Source organism: Vampirovibrio sp. (assembly GCF_041737375.1).
GTDB lineage: Bacteria > Cyanobacteriota > Vampirovibrionia > Vampirovibrionales > Vampirovibrionaceae > Vampirovibrio.
In genome coordinates this window covers 99,782-119,017 of sequence record NZ_JBGSRV010000012.1, presented here as the reverse complement: position 1 = coordinate 119,017, position 19,236 = coordinate 99,782, and the positions used below count along the sequence as shown (strand labels likewise).

General features: G+C 51.8%; 15 protein-coding genes and 1 tRNA gene. 3 read left to right on the top strand and 13 right to left on the bottom strand.

Annotated elements, in window-relative coordinates:
- Positions 1 to 35 precede the first annotated feature (35 nt).
- Complete coding sequence (rfbC, locus tag ACEW81_RS09125) at positions 36 to 590, bottom strand: dTDP-4-dehydrorhamnose 3,5-epimerase (protein WP_373532673.1); 555 nt, start codon at positions 588 to 590, stop codon at positions 36 to 38.
- Positions 587 to 1,357 carry a methyltransferase domain-containing protein gene (locus ACEW81_RS09120; protein WP_373532672.1) on the bottom strand — a complete coding sequence of 257 codons (771 nt, stop codon included), beginning with the start codon at positions 1,355 to 1,357 and terminating at the stop codon, positions 587 to 589. Before ACEW81_RS09120 ends, rfbC begins: the two co-directional genes overlap by 4 nt.
- 219 nt (positions 1,358 to 1,576) lie before the next feature.
- On the opposite strand from ACEW81_RS09120, the gene ACEW81_RS09115 reads away from it, so the two are divergent.
- Positions 1,577 to 2,308 (top strand): glucosamine-6-phosphate deaminase, encoded by a 732-nt coding sequence (locus ACEW81_RS09115; RefSeq protein WP_373532671.1) that lies wholly within the window; start codon positions 1,577 to 1,579, stop codon positions 2,306 to 2,308.
- A 288-nt stretch (positions 2,309 to 2,596) separates the two neighbouring features.
- On the top strand, positions 2,597 to 5,794 hold the full coding sequence (locus ACEW81_RS09110) for a DEAD/DEAH box helicase (protein WP_373532670.1): 3,198 nt from the start codon (positions 2,597 to 2,599) through the stop codon (positions 5,792 to 5,794).
- On the opposite strand, the gene ACEW81_RS09105 is transcribed toward ACEW81_RS09110, so the two are convergent.
- From ACEW81_RS09105 to ACEW81_RS09070, 8 genes are all read right to left on the bottom strand, one after another.
- The gene (locus ACEW81_RS09105) at positions 5,791 to 7,239 is read right to left on the bottom strand and encodes a hypothetical protein (protein WP_373532669.1); all 1,449 of its coding nucleotides are present in this window, start codon (positions 7,237 to 7,239) and stop codon (positions 5,791 to 5,793) included. The two genes, ACEW81_RS09110 and ACEW81_RS09105, sit on opposite strands and share 4 nt — an antisense overlap.
- A 245-nt stretch (positions 7,240 to 7,484) precedes the next feature.
- Positions 7,485 to 7,556: transfer RNA gene (locus tag ACEW81_RS09100), tRNA-Gln, on the bottom strand.
- Positions 7,557 to 7,631: 75 nt separating this feature from the next.
- The gene (gene murG / locus ACEW81_RS09095; protein WP_373532668.1) at positions 7,632 to 8,771 is read right to left on the bottom strand and encodes an undecaprenyldiphospho-muramoylpentapeptide beta-N-acetylglucosaminyltransferase; all 1,140 of its coding nucleotides are present in this window, start codon (positions 8,769 to 8,771) and stop codon (positions 7,632 to 7,634) included.
- 6 nt (positions 8,772 to 8,777) lie between these two features.
- Positions 8,778 to 9,989 carry an FtsW/RodA/SpoVE family cell cycle protein gene (locus tag ACEW81_RS09090; RefSeq protein WP_373532667.1) on the bottom strand — a complete coding sequence of 404 codons (1,212 nt, stop codon included), beginning with the start codon at positions 9,987 to 9,989 and terminating at the stop codon, positions 8,778 to 8,780.
- Positions 9,989 to 11,422 (bottom strand): UDP-N-acetylmuramoyl-L-alanine--D-glutamate ligase, encoded by a 1,434-nt coding sequence (gene murD / locus ACEW81_RS09085; RefSeq protein ID WP_373532666.1) that lies wholly within the window; start codon positions 11,420 to 11,422, stop codon positions 9,989 to 9,991. Before murD ends, ACEW81_RS09090 begins: the two co-directional genes overlap by 1 nt.
- 13 nt (positions 11,423 to 11,435) lie before the next feature.
- Complete coding sequence (gene mraY, locus ACEW81_RS09080; RefSeq protein WP_373532665.1) at positions 11,436 to 12,425, bottom strand: phospho-N-acetylmuramoyl-pentapeptide-transferase; 990 nt, start codon at positions 12,423 to 12,425, stop codon at positions 11,436 to 11,438.
- Entirely contained in the window at positions 12,422 to 13,837 is a 1,416-nt protein-coding gene (locus ACEW81_RS09075) for a UDP-N-acetylmuramoyl-tripeptide--D-alanyl-D-alanine ligase (protein WP_373532664.1), read from the bottom strand. Before ACEW81_RS09075 ends, mraY begins: the two co-directional genes overlap by 4 nt.
- A gap of 39 nt (positions 13,838 to 13,876) precedes the next feature.
- On the bottom strand, positions 13,877 to 14,206 hold the full coding sequence (locus tag ACEW81_RS09070) for a pentapeptide repeat-containing protein (protein ID WP_373532663.1): 330 nt from the start codon (positions 14,204 to 14,206) through the stop codon (positions 13,877 to 13,879).
- Positions 14,207 to 14,853: 647 nt separating this feature from the next.
- On the opposite strand from ACEW81_RS09070, the gene ACEW81_RS09065 reads away from it, so the two are divergent.
- The gene (locus tag ACEW81_RS09065) at positions 14,854 to 15,543 is read left to right on the top strand and encodes a 3'-5' exonuclease (protein WP_373532662.1); all 690 of its coding nucleotides are present in this window, start codon (positions 14,854 to 14,856) and stop codon (positions 15,541 to 15,543) included.
- A gap of 147 nt (positions 15,544 to 15,690) precedes the next feature.
- On the opposite strand, the gene ACEW81_RS09060 is transcribed toward ACEW81_RS09065, so the two are convergent.
- The 3 genes from ACEW81_RS09060 to ACEW81_RS09050 form a co-directional block, all read right to left on the bottom strand.
- On the bottom strand, positions 15,691 to 16,935 hold the full coding sequence (locus ACEW81_RS09060; protein WP_373532661.1) for an ankyrin repeat domain-containing protein: 1,245 nt from the start codon (positions 16,933 to 16,935) through the stop codon (positions 15,691 to 15,693).
- A 158-nt stretch (positions 16,936 to 17,093) separates the two neighbouring features.
- Positions 17,094 to 17,870 carry an exodeoxyribonuclease III gene (locus ACEW81_RS09055; protein ID WP_373532660.1) on the bottom strand — a complete coding sequence of 259 codons (777 nt, stop codon included), beginning with the start codon at positions 17,868 to 17,870 and terminating at the stop codon, positions 17,094 to 17,096.
- Positions 17,871 to 17,985: 115 nt separating this feature from the next.
- The gene (locus tag ACEW81_RS09050; protein WP_373532659.1) at positions 17,986 to 19,194 is read right to left on the bottom strand and encodes a hypothetical protein; all 1,209 of its coding nucleotides are present in this window, start codon (positions 19,192 to 19,194) and stop codon (positions 17,986 to 17,988) included.
- Positions 19,195 to 19,236 lie beyond the last annotated feature (42 nt).

Sequence of the window (19,236 nt, the reverse complement as noted above, 5' to 3'; positions counted from 1 at the left end):
GGCTGCAAAGCGCCCGCAATGTCAACCGGGTGTGGCTAGAGAACCATTGCCTGTGGAACCACAGGAAACGCTGGCCACGCCTGATCTTTAGGGGAAAGCACCCGCTGGGGCGAATGGGGCCAGTCGATGCCAAATGCCGCATCGTTATAACAGGCACCCACTTCGCTGTTGGGCTTGTAACGTCCGGCAACCTGATAAAAAACAGTGGTGTCTGCTAGCAAGGTTTGAAAACCGTGTAAAAAGCCTTTGGGAATGTACAACATACGGTGATTGTCGGCGGTCAGCTCAATGCCATGCCACTTCAGGTAAGTGGGCGAATCGGGGCGAATGTCCACAATCACATCAAAAATGGCGCCCTGAATACAGCGAACCAGCTTGGCCTCTTCAAAAGGGGCCATTTGACTGTGCAAACCGCGCAGGGTTCCCGACTTTTTATTATAAGAAATGTTGGTACGGTTAAAGGTGACCTGAATGCCATGTTCAGCGGCCACTTCATCCTTCCAGCCCTCGGCGAAAAAACCGCGCTCATCTTCCAGTTTTTCAATCTCAACCACAAAGGCATCTGGTAAGGGCGTGGTTAAAAAAATCATGAGGCGACCTCTTTTTGTAGCTTGCAGACAAATAGCACCTGAAAATTCCAGCCAACCGGAAAAGGCACTTTCCTTAATAAACGCAACAGCCCGGCACTTTTTGCCGGGTGACGCATCACAAAGCGATAAATAGGTGGCACGGTGGGGAAAATGCCTTGTCGCTCCTGAATGCGAAAGCCCGCTTTTTCAAACAATTCTTCGTACTCCAGCATGGGCCGATCGCCGGGATGATGCCCCACCGAGGCGGTACGGAGCAATTTGCCCCGAAACATGAGCTTTAAGCGGCTGGTAAAGTGCGCCAAGTTGGGACAAGAGAACAAAAGGGTGCCACCCGGTTTCACCACCCGCCGAATCTCTTTAATGGCCTGCTTCTGGTCGTTGTAATACAAATGCTCCAGCACATCCAGACAAAGCAGCGTGTCAAAGGTATTGTCCGCAAAGGGCAGCTGGGTAATACTGCCTTCTTCCACATAAGCGGAAGCGTAATTTTTATCCACGCCCTTGATATCCCAGCCCTGCTGGGCGTATTTTTCCACCAAAACGCCTTCGCCACAACCCGCATCCAGCGTTTTGCCAGACTGACAACCGTATTTTCTGAGCAACTCATCAATCAAGGCCACTTTATTCACGTAAACCGGATAATAGCTCCAGTTTGGGTTTAAATTACGGTGAAACTCGCCTTGGCGAGAATACTCCCCCTTACGCAGGGGCTCTTCTGTTTCAAAGGTGTTAGGTGATGGGGTTTGTGGGGTGGTTGGCTCAGTCATGGTGCAATCATATATTCAGGCAGGGCAATGGACTTTATTTAAACACAAATCCTGTTGGCTGCCGATGGGCCATCCAGTAATAGGGCGGATCAGGGCCATTCTGGAATCAGCCGTGCAAAAAGGGCGATATCCAATGTTATGATGGAAGGCAGTGTATTGTTTTAGGAACAACCCTTTACCCTTGCTGGGCGGGTTGGGCTTGGATTGACCCACGCAAGTATGACTGCAAAAGAGACAAATCAAGGCATCCACTGGGAACATCTCCCCGATGCGGAAGCGGTTGGCAAACAGGCCGCCAGCATTATTGCCGAACAGCTTAGCCAAAAAACAAACTCAACCCTGATTTTTCCCACCGGCAAAACACCCGTTCCCATGTACGCCCATTTGCGAAACATGGCGGACGTTAACTGGGAAAAAAGCCGGTTATTCCAGCTAGATGAGTACCTTAAGCCAAATGCTCAGGCCAAAGCGCCTTATCAAAGCTTTGCGGACTTTATGCATCAGGCGCTTTGGAACTTTGTGGGCGGCCAAAAGTTTTATATGGAGCAGTATTTTGACTGCCCTGCCGCTTATGAAGCGCTGGTGACCCAAAACGAGGGACCCGATCTGGTGATTTTGGGCATTGGACAGAACGGACACATTGCCTTTAACGAACCCGGATCTGAGGCCAACAGCCCCACTCGGGTGGTGGCGCTGGCTGAACAAACCCAGCTCAGTAATTTTGGGGCAGCCGGAAAGCCCGGATTTCCAACCCAGGCCATTACGCTGGGCCTGAAGGCCATCCTGAGCGCTCGCCATATCTTAATGCTGGCCACTGGGGAAAGCAAAAAAAACATCCTGCGGCAGGCCTTTCACCCCAACACGCCACCCAGCGCCGATTGTCCTGCATCCTGGCTGAAGCGACACCCCCATGTCACCATTTTAACGGACTTTGAAGCGACGTTACTTTAGGCTATCATGCTTCAGTATTACGTCCGCGATTGAAATCCACGACAATGCTGTTAAAATATCTGCAGGGGTGCGCGGTTGTCTGCGGTGGGCAGCAAACTATCACAATGCTCGTGTTGTCGCCGGACACAGTCTCCCTGAAGTTTCAGAACCTCCTATATATCCGCAATCGTTTTTTTAAAGGCGCCCCGCGTTTTTCAATACCTTTTTAAAGGCCCCGGATGGCGTTGTTGAGACTGCTTTACGCAGATAGAAAACCGTAACCTGATTTTAGGGACAAAAGACCGTCTGATGAAGACTTTGGATACCCTTATCGATTTTAACTTCGGCTATATCAAGCAGCAGGCCAAACCTGGCAGTTGGCGACGAGGCTATAGCTATTTTAAGGAAAACCAGCTCCAGCACATCACGCTGGATTCCATTGGGGTGCGGGCCAAAGTAAAAGGCAAATACAAAGATGCCTACAATATTCAACTCAAGTTCAAGAAAGACCATGTGGAGCCGGTTTGCGACTGTCCGTTAGAAGAGGCCTGGTGCAAGCACTCGGTTTCCGTAGCACTGGAAGCCGTAAAACGCCACTACTGGAACAAATATTACCGGCTACCTACCGAAGATGACACGGTCAGTACGCTAGACCCCTCCAACTTTGAAGGGAACTACCGCTTTATTATTAAGCCGGACAAGCACCCCAAGCCCAAACAAATTGGCATTAAAGTGGAAGACCGAGCCAGCGGCAAAATTATGCACAACCTGGAAAAAGTGCTGCAACTGGCGCTGGATCAGGGCAATAAATCCGGGGAAGAAAGCTTTAACAAGGCCCAAAAACGAGAGATTGCCACCATTCAGTTTGTGCTTCGGCATGCCAAAGGCAAACCCGATCACGGCTGGTTCAACTTGCCGGTGGCCGAGGGTGAAAACCTGCTGCAGCTTCTTTCACAAGTGGAAGAGGTCAGCAATACCAACGGGCAGCGCTTATCCTTTGAGCATGATCCGCTGTTTTTACTGATGTCGGTAAATGTCTCCATGGCCGGAAACGTTCTGGTGTCTCTGCACTGGATTCGCCAGGAGCCGTATGACGCCTACCCACTGGAAGAGTTAACCATGTTTGGGCGTGATGTCCCGTGGGGCTTGTACAAAAACCGCATTTACCCGCTTTCCAACAAACTGTCGGACTTGCCCAACCACCTCACCAAGTCCAGCTTCACCGATATTAAAGATGCCGACGGCGGCAAGTTTATGTACGAAGATCTGCCCCAACTGCGTAAAGTGGTGGACATGGATCTGGCCGATATTGTGCATCAGGTGGATTTAAAAAAGCGACCAGCCACTAAAATTGTCACCGTGGAACTTCTGGATGAAGCCACCCTCAAAATTCGGGCCAGCCTGGACTTTGACTATGACGGCGTCAAAGTGCCTTTCAGCAAAAAAACGCCGGAAACCCCTTATGTGATGATCACCAAAAAAGACAAGGACAACATTTACTGGATCAAGCGAGACATTCAGGATGAGTATGACGCTTACCAGGAGCTGTTGGACGGCGGCTTGCAACCTTTGCAAACCAACCACTTCTTTGCCGAAGGTGATGAGGCCATTGATTTTTACAACATCACCCTCAAAAACCGCATGGAGCAGGAAAGTAACCCATGGAAGGCCAAGTATGAGAATGACATGAAGTCCCTAAAGGCTTCTGATCATCCGCTCAAATTGCGAGGGCGTATTGAGTTTGCCCAAACCGTGGATTTGTTTGTCCTGAAAATTGATTGCACCATTGGCGAAAAGGCCATGACTCTGGATGAGGTGCAACGCCACCTGATGCAGGGCAAAAAATACTTTTTTATGAAAGATGTGGGCTACATTGAAATTCCGCTGGCCGCCATTTTGCACATTACCAAAACCCTGCAGTTTTTTGACGCCGAAAACATCGATCAGGACACTTACCAAATCCAGACTTTTCGGGCGGGCCTGATTGCCGAATTGGTGGATCAGGGCATTGAACTGGACTTGAGCAAAAAATTCTCCAAATTCTGGAGCGTGATTTCTTCCCAAACTTCCATGGAAGAAATTGACATGCCCGCCCAAGTGCAAGCCGAGCTGCGCCCTTATCAGAAGGCCGGTTTTAACTGGCTTTGGTTCCTGTATTCTTACGGCCTGAACGGTATTTTGGCCGATGACATGGGCCTGGGCAAAACCCTGCAAACGCTGGTATTGCTGCAACACGCCAAAAATCAGGATGGCCCCATGCCATCGCTGATTATTTGCCCCACCTCGGTGGTGTACAACTGGGTGAATGAAATCGCCAAGTTCACCCCGGAACTGAGCGTGGTGAACTTAACCGGCAGCGATCGCCATATCCAGTACAAAAAAATTAAAGAAGCGGACGCCGTTATCACCAGCTACGCCCTGATGCGTCGGGACGTGCGGGCGCTGAAGGAATACCCGTTCCGCTATGTCATTCTGGATGAATCGCAAAATATTAAAAACTACGAATCGCAAACGGCCAACGCCAGCAAAGCGCTGCAAGCCTCGCACCGGCTGGCCCTATCCGGCACCCCGGTGGAAAACCGCCTGATGGAGCTGTGGTCTGTTTTTGACTTTTTAATGCCCAATTTTCTGTATGACAAGGATGATTTCAAGTACCGCTATGTATTCCCCATTGAGGAACGTGGCAACCGGGACGCGGAACGCCGCCTGAAAAAGCAGGTGTTTCCATTTATGCTACGCCGTCTAAAGCAGGATGTGGCCAAGGACTTGCCGCCTAAAATTGAAGCCGTGCAATACTGTGAGCTAACGGAAGCCCAGCGAGAGCTTTACCTGGAAGTGCTGGAAAAAACCAAGGAAGAAGTATTCGCCAACGTGGCCGACAAAGGCGTGGGCGGCTCCACCAATTCCATTTTTGCGGCCCTGTTGCGCTTAAGGCAAATTTGCTGTCACCCGCAACTGATGGGCGAAGAACTGTCTGGTGGGCTGAAGGATTCTGGCAAGTTTGACGCCCTGAAGGACATGATTGAGGAAGTGATTAGCGAAGGCCATCGCATTTTGCTGTTTAGCCAGTTTGTGGAAATGCTTAAAATTGTTCGCACCTGGCTGGATAAAAAAGGCATTAAATACGAGTATTTAACCGGCGAAAGCCGAGATCGCCATGTGATGGTAGATCGCTTTAACAACGATGATTCCATTCCCATTTTTCTAATGAGCCTGAAGGCGGGCGGCACCGGCTTAAACCTGACCGGGGCCGATTATGTCATTCACTACGATCCGTGGTGGAATCCCTCGGCGGAAGATCAGGCCAGCGACCGGGCCCACCGAATCGGGCAGACCAAAACCGTTTTTGTGTACCGACTGATTACCAAAGGCACCGTGGAAGAGAAAATTCTGAAGCTTCAGGATCGCAAGCGAGATTTGGTCGATTCCATTATTGCCGCCGATCGCTCCGTGGGCAAAATGCTCTCTTTCGAAGATCTCAAAGAAATTCTATCCCCCGATTTTTAAGTCAATTGCGGGGTGAATGACTGAAAAATAGGGGCTGACCCTGCGCCACCCGATAACTGGCTTGCGTTAGGAGAGCCCGTAAAAGAAGATCGCAGCGGCGCACTGGCACTCTGCTGACTGGCAGCAGCCACGGTGCTATCGCCAGCAGCGGCAGCCACATCATCACCGCCGGAGCTGATCATGGACGTTGCTTTGCTAACACCCGCATCCAGCGCCAACCCGGCCCCCATTTCTTTAACGGTATCCAGCTTGGAACCGTCCTGATTGCCAGAAGACGATCCTGCTTTTTTATCGGGGTTGGTTTGAGCGGATTGTTCTGCTTTTTTAGAGGATTCCGTTTTGCTGGCCGAATTGGCCGCAGGCTGAGCATCCGGTTTTTGATCGGCCTTGTTGTCTTTTTTATTGCGGATGCGAGCCAGAATATCTTTAATTTTTTTACTGACCGTTTCCAGCATTTTTTTGAGTTTGTCCAAAATTTTGTTGACCACTTTCATCAAGGTTTTGGCCACTTTAGATAACGCTTTACCCACTTTCTCAAGGGCCTTGCCAACCACCTTCATGGCTTTACCGGAAACCTTCATAACCGTACCGGCCACTTTTAAGGCAATGCCTGCGGCCAGCAGAGCGGCACCCGCCGCAGCGGTAAACGGATTGCTCAGCATGGCCTGACCACTGGCCATCATGGCTTGACCCGCCGTGCTGAGGCCAGTGCCCACTTTTTCCAGCGTGGATCCAATTTTATCCAGCGCACCACCGGCCTTTTCCTGGGTCTGAGCCGTTTTGTCCACCGTTTTGGATTGCTTGTCGATCTTATCGGCCTGAGCCACTTGCTGGCCTTGCTGATCCAGAGACTGGGTGAGTTGTTGAAGCTGTCCAGCCTCAGGGCTACCCTTAGCCTCTTTACCAGCGCCTTCCAGTTCAGCCTTAACCCCTTGAATACCACCTTGGGCGGCCTTACCCGGTGACTCATCCGCACTGGCGTTCACGTTACCATTTTGCTGGGCGTTGGATTCTAACCCTTTGCCCCGGCCTTCTTCAGACTTGCCCTCGTTTTTAGAAGGGCCGCTTTCAAGGGCCAAAGGCGCTAAATGTTCCGCCCCCACAGGGCTGCTAAAGGAAGAAGAAGAAGGCTCCACAGCAGCGGCAGCAGCGGCCCCGGTTGTAGACGTTCCCTTCTCGGCAGAACCGGCCAAGCCTGCGCCAAGCTCCGAGTTTAAACTCAAACTGGAGACACTGGCAGAGGTTCTAGCCCCTTGATCCAGACGCTCCATCATATTGTCAGGGGTGACCGCCGATTTGGCATTCACGTGATAAGACCGTCCACTCAGGTCCACAGGCGCACTGAATGGCGTCGGCCCGCTGGGTTTAGCAAATCCCGGTCCGTCACTTCCAGAAGGTGCCAGTGGCCCTCCCAAATGATGCGGTTGCCCTACGTCGTAGCTCAAATCCCCATACCCCTATTATGCCCTATCCCACACAATGATCCGATAGACTATCTGACCATCTCACAATGGCATAAAAACAATTGATAGGATTTTGTTGCTAACACCCTACCTCCATTTTTAATGGTTAGGCTGCAAGCAACTCCCCCATGCTTGCGGCCGCTCCCAGTCCACTGGGTGCCAACCGTCTCTTGATAGCCCACAAAGCAAAAAAGCCCTTGGTTAAAACCAAAGGCTTTTTTAAAAAACTGGGGCGAAAGGATTCGAACCTCTGAATGCCTGGACCAAAACCAGGTGCCTTACCGCTTGGCGACGCCCCAATCCGTTAATGTGATTGAAAGTTCTAACATTCTATCCAGAGGATAAGCCGGGATCAAGTGTCTTTACGCAACTTTTCAAGAAAAGTTCCCAAATCTTTTCAGACATGCCACGATGCGAGTGGTGGCATCGGGGTGTCCCAAGCCAATTGCAGCCGATTTCATGGCAGCCAGCATCCCGGAATCTTGTATCAGTGGAGAAAGCGCCTGAACCAATCGAGCGCCATTACAATCGGCATCCTCCATCAAAATGGAGGCCTTGGATCGCACCGAAGCCTGAGCGTTCTTTCGTTGATGATCCGCGGCGGCATGCGGATAAGGCACCAAAAGGGTGGGCACCCCACATACATACATCTCCGACAGGCTGAGTGAACCGGCCCGACACAGGGCCACATCGGCAACGCCCAGCAAGGCGGCCATTTCACCGGAATAAGGGCGAATTTGATAGAAAGGATGGGTTTTTAAGGAGGCATCCACCGCATCCAGCGCAGCCTGAGTTTCATCGTACAGCTTTTTGCCGGTTAAATGCACCACCGCCAAGCCCAGCTCATTTAACAGGGTTGGCAATGCTTCTACCACAGCCTGATTAATACGTCTGGCCCCTTGAGAACCACCCGTCACCAGTAAAATGGGTTGAGTATCAGGCCAGTCCAGCCCTAGCAACTTCATGCCTTCCTGTCTGGACAGGGTGCCAATGCTGCCACGAATGGGGTTTCCGGTAACCAGCACCTCTTGGGTGGGCTTTCGCTTCAGCAACTCCGCCCCTTCCGAAAAACTGGTGGTAATCACCGCGGCGTTTCTGGACATTAACTGATTGACCAGTCCCGGCTTGGCGTCCGGCTCATGCACCACATACGGAATTTTAAGATCGTGGGCGGCCATTAAAACCGGGGCGCTCACATAGCCACCGGTTCCAAACACCACACTAGGGCGAATGTCAGAGAGATATGCCTTGGCCTTTCGCTTGGCCTGCTCCAGCTTGGCAAACCAGTTCAGCAATTGCACAGGCAACAACAGGCTTTTAACCCGTGGCATGCCATAGAACTCCAGCCCCAAAAAATCAATGCCGTGTTGCGGCACCAAATCGTTTTCCAGCCCGCCGGTTTTACCAATATAGGTAATGGATTCCACGGCAGGATCGCTTTGCAGGGCTTCCGCCACCGCCAACGCCGGGTAAATATGCCCACCCGTGCCCCCACCTGTTACCACCAGCCGCATAGGCGCTTAATACTCCTCGTGTTGCGGCAAGCGAGCGGGGCGGGCCTTGGACACGTTCAATAACATCCCGATCATGGACAAGGTCACAATCATGGAGGTTCCCCCATAGCTGATTAGCGGCAGGGTTACCCCGGTAACCGGCATCAGGCCAATGGTCACGCTAATATTAATCAGGGCCTGCAGCACAATGGCAAGGGTTAAGCCAAAGGCCAGCATCTTGCCAAACCGACTGGGACAGTGCCAGGCGATGGTAAAGCCCCGCCAGCCCAGCAGGGCAAACAAACCAATCACAATCACCGCCCCAATAAAGCCCCACTCTTCACAAATCACCGAAAAAATAAAATCGGTATGCTGAAAAGGCAGGTAATACAACTTTTGAATGGAGTTGCCCAGCCCCACCCCAACCAGCCCGCCCGATCCAATGGCGTAATAGGACTGAATCAGGTTATAGCCAGCATCCTGAGCGTCATTCCAGGGGTTCAGCCAGCCCACAATGCGTTTCCACTGATACTCAGTATGTCGAATTTTTTGATAAATGGCAAAGGCCAAAATGGGCAAAGAGCCCAACACAATAAAGCGGGGCAACCCGGCCACAAAGAGCATGGCAAAAGTCAGCATGCCCAAAATCATGGTCACACTCAGGTTGGGCTGTTGCAAAATCAACACCGTCATCACCCCAACCAGCATAACGTTCAACCAGGTTCCCATGCCCCATAAACTACGCTGGCTGGTGGCCTGAGCCATTAACACAATGGCCCCCACCTTGGCGAAATCGGAGGGCTGGAACTGGAAACCAAAGGGCAGCATAATCCAGCGTTCGCTTCCGTTGGCGGTGGTGCCCATAAACATGGTCATCATCAACAGCCCCACGCAAATTAGCGAAAAGGGAATGGCCCAACGATTCAAACGCTCAAAGGAAAAGCCCATAAAAAACAGCAAAGCCCCGCCGCCAATCCCCACGGAAATCAGCTGCTTGAACAGGGTGGTAACGCTATTGCCGGTTTCCAAATCCGCCTGGGCCGCACTGGCGGTAAACACGGACATTAAACCCACCATCACCAAAGCCATGGTGGTGTACATTAACGTATGATCAAACCGGGCCACGCCATCGGCCCGTGGGCCATCCCAGCCGCCAAACTCTTCCCGCCCGTCATAATAACTCAGCCGGGCGCTGGGGGGGCTTACATAACGAGCCGGGGCTCCATACACTCTGTCCATTAAGACCTCACCGTGCTTTCCGCATGAGCCTTCAAGGCTTGCACCCCTGATTTAAAGGCCTTGCCCCGCTCCTCAAAGTTTTTGAACTGATCAAAACTGGAGCAGGCCGGGGAAAACAACACCGGCTCACCTTCGCTCAACTGATAGGCTTGAGCGATGGCCGCATCCAAGTCATCGGCAAAGGAAACGGCATGATAGCCACTGGCCTCAAAGGCCTGCGCAAAACGGGCCTTGGCCGCTCCCAACAAAATAACCGATTGGGCGTTGGCCTGAACCGCGGTCACAAAGTCGTCCAAGGGGGTCATTTTATCGTAACCGCCCGCAATTAAAATCACTTTGCGGCTTTTGAAAGCTCGCAGGGCGGAAATGGCGGCATCGGTATTGGTGGCTTTGGAATCGTTGTAAAAAATGACTTGCCGAGGCCCCAGCACATCCACCTTTTCCAGTCGATGCTCCAGACCTTCAAACTGCTGGCAGGCCCGAGTAATCACCTCAGAATCAATGCCCAGCAAAAACGCAGTGGCGGCGCTGGCCAACACGTTTTCATAATTATGATCCCCAATTAATTGCAAGGTATCCACCGAAAACAAGGAAACCGGCGCTTGGTCTGCCAAATGAATCACCACATTTTGGCGCTCATCCAGATACGCCTTATTGGGGTACTGGGCCACCAAGTGTTGATCTCGGGAGAACCACAGTACCTGGCCCTCCGTGCGACTGGCCACGCTCTGGCTAATGGGGTCATCCGCCAGCACCACCGCCCATTCCGGGGATTGCTGTCCGGTAAACAGCTTTAGCTTGGCTTCCTGATACGCTTCCAGAGAGCCATGCCAATCCAGATGATCGGGCTTGAAGTTGGTAAAAATGGACACTTTAGACTTCAGCGTGGGCGAAAATTCCAGCTGAAACGAACTGAGTTCCGCCACCAGATAGTCGGGACTTGGCCCATTTAGAACCTCGGTATTGATCACATCCGTAATGGGAATGCCGATATTGCCGCAAGCCGGGGCGTTTTTTCCGGCCTGAGTCAGTATCCAGGACACCAGCGTGGTGGTGGTGGATTTTCCGTTGGTGCCGGTAATGCCCACCAAGGGGATTTGAGGCGCTTGGCGATAGGCGAATTCCACTTCAGAAATCACGTCCTTGCCGCTCATGCGCAGTTGCTCAATGGCCTCACTGCTGGGCGGAATGCCGGGGCTGACCACCACCTGATCGGCATGCATAAAGCATTGCTTGCTATGGCCGCCCATTTCCACGGTCACGCCCAACCCCGCCAGCGTGTTCCTCAGGGTTTCATTGTGCGGGGAAGCCGGAACGGTTTCGCTTAAAAAAACCTGCCCCCCCCGCTGGGCCACATAGCGGGCCACGGCAGCGCCACTGCGGGAAAGCCCCAGTACCGTGAGCGGTTTACCTTGCCAGTTGGGTGTCGCCATGGTTGTCCTTTACTTACATTGCAAAATTGTACAAAAAAACCGCCAGGGTGCAGCAAAAAAACTGAAAAGTCACAAAACTGTACACCACCCGGTTCTCGCTCCATCCGCCCAGTTCAAAATGGTGATGCAGGGGACTCATGCGAAAAATGCGCTTGCCCGTGGTTTTAAAAGCATACACTTGCAGAATCACCGACAGGGTTTCCACCACAAAAATAGCGCCCAGCAGTAACGCCCAGCATTCTAGCTTGCCTAAAATCACCAGCGCCCCAAAAGCGCCGCCCAAAGCCAAACTGCCGGTATCTCCCATAAAAATGCGGGCCGGGTTGCGGTTAAAGATTAAAAAGCCCAAAGCCGCCCCGGCCATGCACAACGACACCAAGCCCAGCGCAACCTGATGGGTGGCAAACAGCATGAGGGCCAACGTGATAAAGGTCATCAGGGCGGTGCCACTGGCCAGACCATCCAGCCCATCGGTTAAATTCACGGCGTTAGAAGCCCCGGTAATCACAAAAGCGGCAAACAGCGGATACAGATACCCCAAAGGCACGGTAAACAGACCAAACACACTGACATCCGCCCCATGCGGCAGGGACTGCACCACAGCCCAGCCCGCTGCCAACCCGGCAACCACCTGCACCGCGAGCTTGGTATATCCAGACACCCCTTTGTTTTTCTTTTTGGAAATTTTCAAGTAATCATCCACAAAACCCAGCAAACCAAAGGCCAGGGTAATGCCCAGCACCAAGCCCACCGCAGGCGTGAGCAGGGCAGCACCTTTCACCCCCAGCAGCCCGGCCATGCCCAGCATGAAAGCAAGCAGGATTAAAACGCCACCCGCCGTAGGTGTTCCCGCCTTGCTTTGATGACTCTGGGGGCCATCTTCCCGAATATACTGGCCCATGTACCGGGTTTTTAAAAACTGAATATAGGGCTTACCCAAAGCCACGCTGACCAAAAAGGGAATTAAGGCGGCTAAAACGGCATCCATGCGGGCCAAAATCATGAAGGAACCTCAAGGTTAAGCGCAACTCGCTCCAGCGCCGCCGGAATTTGATCCAACTGGTAAGCTCGGGAGCCTTTTAAGTACAAAACAGCATTTTCCAGAGTGAAAGACCCTTCGGTCAACTGCCGCACCAAATGCGGGATATCTTGAGCGTGGCGCACCGGGAAGGTAGCGCTGGAGGCCGCATCGGCCAGCCACTGGCCTTCTTCCCCCAAAGTAAACAGGCCATTGATATGGGGTTGAGCGGCCAGCCAAAAGCCCAGCTGCTGGTGGTATTGCTGGCTGAAGTCTCCCAGTTCTTTCATGCCGCCAATCACTAAAAAGTTCTGTTTGCCGGGTTTAACGGTGGACAGAAACGCTTTTAAGGAGGCTTTGGCGCTATCCGGGTTGGCGTTATAGGCATCGTCAATCACGCACACATCCCGGTAGCCCTGAAGCATGACCCGCTCCCCCCGGCCTTTTTCTGGCTTGAATTGAGACAGTCCACTGGCCAGCGCTGCGGCGGAAAACCCGAGCGCCTCGCCCACTTTAAGCACGCCCAAGGCATTGGACACCATATGTTCACCCGGCACGGGCAACGTAACCGTGACGCCCCCATAAGTGAACCGGCTGCCTTCCACACCCGCCTCCAAGGCAGGCTGTAAATTTTGCGCTTCGTTCAGGCTGTAGGAAACGGTTTTACCCGACCAAAGCGTCGGGGCCAAGCCAGACAAGTGCGGGGTATCCTGATTGATTACCAGTAAGCCCTGAGCCGGGTTCATGCCTTCCACCACTTCCAGCTTGGCTTGAGCAATGGCTTCTAAAGAACCCAGCAGGCCAATATGGGCGGGGCCAATGTTGTTAATAATGGCCACATCCGGGCGGGCCGCTTCCGAGAGCAGACAAATTTGCCGCAGGCCACGCATGCCCATTTCCACAATTAAAATTTCGGTGCCGGGGCGCAAGGCCAGCAAGGTTTGAGAAACACCCACTTCATTATTAAAATTCTTCTCGGTCTTCACCGTTTGTTTTAAAGGGGACAAGGCGGCGTACAACATCTCTTTGGTGGTGGTTTTGCCCGAACTGCCAGTGACTGCAATGACCACCGGGTTAATTTTCTCCCGGTGATACCTCGCCATGGCCAAATAGGCCAAAACCGGCGAATCCACCGCAATTAAATTCGGCAGCTTTTGCCATTGGGGGTTTTGGGCCGCTTGATGGCGTTCTACAAAAGCCCCCACTGCCCCGGCCTCAAAGGCTTGTTCCAGGTAGTGATGCCCGTCAAAACGCTCCCCGGAAAGGGGCAGAAAAAAATCACCGGGCTGGATGGAACGGGTGTCCGTCCATAGCCGGGCCTCGCCGAAAGCAACGGGCGGCGTGAAAGCATCGCCCTGAGAGGCGGTTAATAATTCTGGATAGCTAAAATGAGACACAGTAGGCCACTTTATTCATTACTCATCAAATACAATTCATTACAACTTGGTCCGCAAGCGGGTGCCAGAGGCCAGACTCAGCTGAATTTCCTGAGCGGACAACTCTCGGGGGAAAAGCACGCCACTCACTCGGGCCTCTTTCATGCTGGCCCCATCCAGCTTTGCCTCGCTCAGATCGACCGAGCGCAGGTCTGCCGAGCGGAGATAAGCCCCGGTCAAGTCGGCTTTTTGCAGCTTACACTTGCGCAAGTCGTATCCACGCAGGTGAGCCCCGGTCAAATCAACTTGTCCGCCCAAACTATCCACAAAATTATTGAATTCCAGGAACTTCTCCTCCTGGATCAGGTTCAGGGCATGGGGGTCTGCCATTCCAGTTACCTCTCTCTCGCCGCTTGGCGCTTGCTCTCCTGAGGGATATTATAGCCCGGAAGAGGGGTTTTGCGTGTGCCTCAATCAGGTTTACAATAGCAAACCCTAACCCAGTAAAGCTTGAGGCATTGCCCGGTAAATATTGTGTAAAAAAGCCAGCTACTACGCTTCGTAGTTTGGTACCGGGTCGAGTATGATCGATTCATCGAAGGGAACACATTGAGCAATCGCTTCAATGCCGTTCCCAATGCGTTTTTGCGTTATTTTACGCTGTAAACGTACGGGTATAGGCTTGTCTGCTTCAATTCAGTCGTATCAATAGACACAGCATCCGGTTGCTTTTACAAAGCACCCGGAGATAGAGAATTAGCGTTTATTTAAATATATTTTATCAGGTCAGTTTTGCTGATTTGATGTGGATTTGTGTTGTTATGAAATCAGAAAAAGGGGTGATGCGTACACAGGGAATCGCGTAACGCTTTTTAAAAAACCATCAGGCGAAACGCATCAGAAAAACCACGTTCAACACCGGTTTGAACCGACTCAATCTCTCGGATTCATTTGTGGAATAAACAGTTTTGGTTAGTACGTAAGTTAGTTAGTAGTAGCGTTGTAACATCCTCGTTAGACAAAGGATTTCCCTCATTATGCAGCAGTCCCTTTTTGGCAGTTTGGCCACACCGGCGGCTTCCTCGGAGGCTTCCACGCAAACAGCCCGCAAACCGCTGGATCGTATCCCTTTATCGGAAGCCGTGTTTGCGGTTCTGGATTTGGAAACCACCGGGTTGAACGCCAAAAGGAACGCCATTACCGAAGTCACCGCCATTAAGTTTAAAGATGGCGTGGAAATCGGTAAATACTCCACCCTGGTAAAGCCCACCGAACCCATTCCCGAAGAACTGGAATTGCTGACCGGCATTACCAATGAAATGGTGAGGCAGTCTCCGGCAGTGGTGATGGCCCTGAGCGAGTTATCCGGCTTTTTAGGAGAAGCCCCCCTGATTGTGGGACACAACGTGTCCTTTGACATGGGCTTTCTGAAAGAAAAAATCAGCCAGAGCGGGCTGGATGTTTTCGCCGAGCGCTACAACCTGAGCCGGGCTTTTTGCACCAAAGTACTGGCCCAAAAAGCCATGCCCAGCCTGCCCAGTTACGAAGGCATTGTGGTGGCTACCGCCGTGGGCTATCACAACCCCAACCCCCACCGGGCGGAATCGGATGTGCGCATGAGCGCGGCCATTTTGTTTGCGCTGATTAAAAAGCTGCAAGCAGAAAACAGCTCGCTGCAAACCGTTCAGGATTTGCTGAACTATCAGGGCGTGTTGTCGGAGCGCTAAAAATAAAATCGTTCATTTCATTCAAAAAAGCCCCCATCGAATGTCATCGCTGGGGGCTTTTGATTTTATCTTAATAAGAGAACCCGCAAAGCTTATGGTTGCCTCGGTTGGGCTTATCCTAAGATATTCCGTCGGGGGCATTCAACGTTAAACGGGGTCTAAAGGAGGAGGGCCTTGAGGGGGAGGGGGAGGCCCTTGAGGAGGGCGACCTTGATGAGGGGGAGGACTTTGAGGGGGGCGACCTTGAGCAAGCCGTTGAAACTCACTCCATAGCCAACCCATCAAATGCTCTCTCGCTTGAGGGCCTCCCGCCCTGAGTAAAACCGTATCATGTACCCGAGGAAGCATCCAGTGCACCACATCTGCGCGACCGTTATTAAAGGCATTGTCCAAGGCGCTGACACCTTCAGGATTGATGGCGTTGATGTTGAAACCCGGACGCGCTAACAATGTCTGCAACATGCGTAAGCGACCCGCCCCGGCCGCGGCAAAAATAGTCGTGTCAGACTGTGGGGCACCAGCGGGTTGATCCAGCCGAAGACGATTCTCTGCTAAAAGCACCCTGACCACTTCTTCCGAATTTCTGACCGCGGCCCCACCTAAAGGCGTTAAACAGGTTCCGGGACTCAGTGGGGCATTAATATCAAATTTAGGATGCTTTGCCAGTAACTTGGCAAGCTGAAAATTGCCCTGACCCATGGCAGAAACCCATCCAGAGGAACCATGGTGCGCCCTAAACCCCTCACCCAGAGGGCTATTAACGATTGAAGGCGTTATCGCCGGATGATCCAGCATGTATTCAATTAAATCCGTTAAATTATTGACGACGGCCTTGTCCCAGGCAAATTTCCGACTATTCAGGTTCAATTCAGGCTTGTTTAAAAGCCCTACCAATAAACGAGCATTTTTATTGTTATACGCGGCCAGAACCACCTCAGGTTGATTATTCCTGCCTGTTAGATTCACATCCATTTCAGAATGATTCAGCAACTGTTCCACCACTGTATTCATTTGCGGATCCGTACCCCTGCCAGCTTGTGAAATGGCCAACAAGGCAGCTTCCTCAACCTGCGCTTTAGACAAGTTATAGCGCTGTAACAAATAAGAAATCGCTTGAAAATCTTTATGTTCAATCGCATCGATCAAGGCGTTATTCACCCGCCTAGGGGTCACAGGCTGCTGCCGGGCCGGGCTATTTGCTTCAGCGGGATTGGCCTCCTCAGGATGAGAGGCCCGAGTGAAACGGTCTGGAGCAACCGCCCTTTCATCCGCCTCACCCAACTGCTCCGCCACGGCGGAAAGCAACTCTAGCGGGTTATTGGACGCCGTAGCGGAGGGCGGACGCAATTGACCATCTCGGTTCGATGGATTGACGCCAAAAAGAACGGTCATTTATTAAACTCCAATGTCTAAATTTCTATTTCAAAAAGGCAAAACGCAAAACATGAAGCGCTTTTAAAAACGCTAAAGCGCTCAAAACTAGAGGAGGCTTAAAAATTAAACCCAACCCCTCTCAAAATTGCCTGTCCACGCTGGCGTTTTAGAAGCCCTTAAAACTTAAGGGTGAGCGTAACCGGGCAATGATCCGAGCCAGGAACGGCCATTTCAATGCCTGCGTCCACCAGGTTTTCTTTCAAATCCGGGCTGGTAAAAAAGTAATCAATCCGCCAGCCTACATTCCGATCTCTGGCAAAAGTTCGCATATTCCACCAGGAATACATGTCCTTTTTCTCGGGATAAAAATAGCGGAAGGTATCCACATAGCCATGCGCCACAAATTTATCCACCCAGGCCCGTTCAATGGGCATAAAGCCCGAAATTTTTTCGTTTTCCTTGGGTCTGGCCAAATCAATGGGATGATGAGCGGTATTAAAATCGCCACAGGCAATGACTTTTTTACCCTGCTTGCGTAAATTTTCAATGTGTTCCAAAAACACATCGTAAAACCCCAGCTTGTACTGCAAGCGGTCATCGCCACGCCCACCGTTGGGGTAATAAATGTTGTACAACACAAAATTGGGATACTCCGCAATTAAAGTGCGGCCTTCGGTATCCCACTCCGGAACGCCCAGCCCTTCGGTGACTGAAATGGGTTTTTCCTTGGTGAAAATGGCCACCCCACTGTAGCCCTTTTTGTTGGCATGGCTCCAAAAGGTGTGGTAACCCTGCGGCGCTACCATATCCAAAGTCAGTTGCTCGGCGCTGATTTTGGTTTCCTGTAAGCCCAGAATATCGGGCTGATCCTGAGCCAGCCACTCAAAAAAACCTTTTTTAATGGCCGCCCGGATACCGTTCACGTTCCAGGACACCAGTCGAATGGGAGACATAAAAATGCCTTTCTTTCATACATAAGGGGAGTGCAGCCTATTTTGCCATAAGCCAAGCTGAGTAAGCAAAATAGAGAACACTAGGCAGAGCAAACCAGACAGAGCTTCCACCTGCCTAGGTCAGGCGCAAGTAAGCCATCAAGACATCAGCGGCCAGCCACAAACCGAAAAACAGGGCCAGTATCCAGTAAAACTCTCGCTGCGCTTTAGGGCGTGGCGTTAACCAGCGCGCCAGCACCAGAAAGCCCAGCAAAAAACTCAAAGTGCCATCACTCACAATGCGAACTGTGCTGGAATCCAGAAAGGTCGCCAAAATCAGGGCTGCGCCACTCAACCAAAACAACAACAGCTCTTCATCGGGCCGCTGCAACAACCGATACACAAACCGGCCGGGAACCTGATACCCCATCCCCAAAATGCCCAACACCGGCAATACCCCAATGCCCAATAAACGCAGCCCGGTTAAAATCTGCACGGCAAACCCCAGCCAATGGGGAATCCGGTTTGAAAAAGTCAAAGGCTGAAAGGCCGCTTCAAACTCCCGGTGAAACGAGGAAAAATAACCCGGAATGGGGGCTTTTCCCTTAAAAAAAGCCGACAGCCAACTGCCTGAATCAGTGAGAAACTGAGGCCATAGGTTTAAAGCGGTCAACAGCCCCCCTTCCACCAAATGGCACAGCACAAAAGGCAGTAGCCAGTAAACGCCCCACGCCGGAAACCAGCGGTTTAAAACCGCCTGACTGGAGATCTTGTTATCCCGAAGGTCTTTCTCTTCCCGCTCGTGCAAGAAGCAATGAATCCAGGAAAAAAACAAAATGGCCAAGGCCAGCAGCAAGCCCGTTTCAACCGAAAGCCAGCCGGTTAGAGCGGTAAACAGCGCACTGGTGCTTAACAGGCTGGGACGAATTTCTCCGGCATACACCTGCCGCAAATGCAGCCACACGCAATAAACGGCCAACAAGGCACTAAGCCCTACCCAGTTTACCTGGGAAGCGGTGAAGTAAGAGGTTCCAATCAGCCACAGAAAAACCAGCAGAAGCCCAAGCCAGATCCGGGGCAGGTGATTTTGCCCCATGCGATAGACAACGGCCATCAGGCACCCTTGAAAAACAAACCATTGCAACAAAATGCCCTGATAGGAGGCTGCATTAACCTGCATCAGGTTGAAGGCAGCCTGAGAGAATAGCAAAATTCCCGCCAGTAGCACCATCAGCCATTGTCCAACAGAATTTTTCAGGACATTCACATTTGTTTTCCCTTCAAAATTCATTTTACCAGCTTCCAGCCCGGAACTGTAAAACGCCTGCGCCTTGTTAAACACCATTAAAAAAGCTCCGGGCAGATTAACACTGCCCGGAGCTTGGTT

Bases quoted from the DNA above. Each gene is read 5' to 3' on its own strand.
- ACEW81_RS09090 (WP_373532667.1), bottom strand. From the start codon at position 9,989: ATGGACAGAGTGTATGGAGCCCCGGCTCGTTATGTAAGCCCCCCCAGC.
- ACEW81_RS09070 (WP_373532663.1), bottom strand. From the start codon at position 14,206: ATGGCAGACCCCCATGCCCTGAACCTGATCCAGGAGGAGAAGTTCCTG.
- murG (WP_373532668.1), bottom strand. From the start codon at position 8,771: ATGCGGCTGGTGGTAACAGGTGGGGGCACGGGTGGGCATATTTACCCG.
- ACEW81_RS09060 (WP_373532661.1), bottom strand. From the start codon at position 16,935: ATGACCGTTCTTTTTGGCGTCAATCCATCGAACCGAGATGGTCAATTG.
- ACEW81_RS09065 (WP_373532662.1), top strand. From the start codon at position 14,854: ATGCAGCAGTCCCTTTTTGGCAGTTTGGCCACACCGGCGGCTTCCTCG.
- ACEW81_RS09110 (WP_373532670.1), top strand. From the start codon at position 2,597: ATGAAGACTTTGGATACCCTTATCGATTTTAACTTCGGCTATATCAAG.
- ACEW81_RS09115 (WP_373532671.1), top strand. From the start codon at position 1,577: ATGACTGCAAAAGAGACAAATCAAGGCATCCACTGGGAACATCTCCCC.
- ACEW81_RS09055 (WP_373532660.1), bottom strand. From the start codon at position 17,870: ATGTCTCCCATTCGACTGGTGTCCTGGAACGTGAACGGTATCCGGGCG.
- ACEW81_RS09120 (WP_373532672.1), bottom strand. From the start codon at position 1,357: ATGACTGAGCCAACCACCCCACAAACCCCATCACCTAACACCTTTGAA.
- ACEW81_RS09050 (WP_373532659.1), bottom strand. From the start codon at position 19,194: ATGGTGTTTAACAAGGCGCAGGCGTTTTACAGTTCCGGGCTGGAAGCT.
- rfbC (WP_373532673.1), bottom strand. From the start codon at position 590: ATGATTTTTTTAACCACGCCCTTACCAGATGCCTTTGTGGTTGAGATT.
- murD (WP_373532666.1), bottom strand. From the start codon at position 11,422: ATGGCGACACCCAACTGGCAAGGTAAACCGCTCACGGTACTGGGGCTT.
- mraY (WP_373532665.1), bottom strand. From the start codon at position 12,425: ATGATTTTGGCCCGCATGGATGCCGTTTTAGCCGCCTTAATTCCCTTT.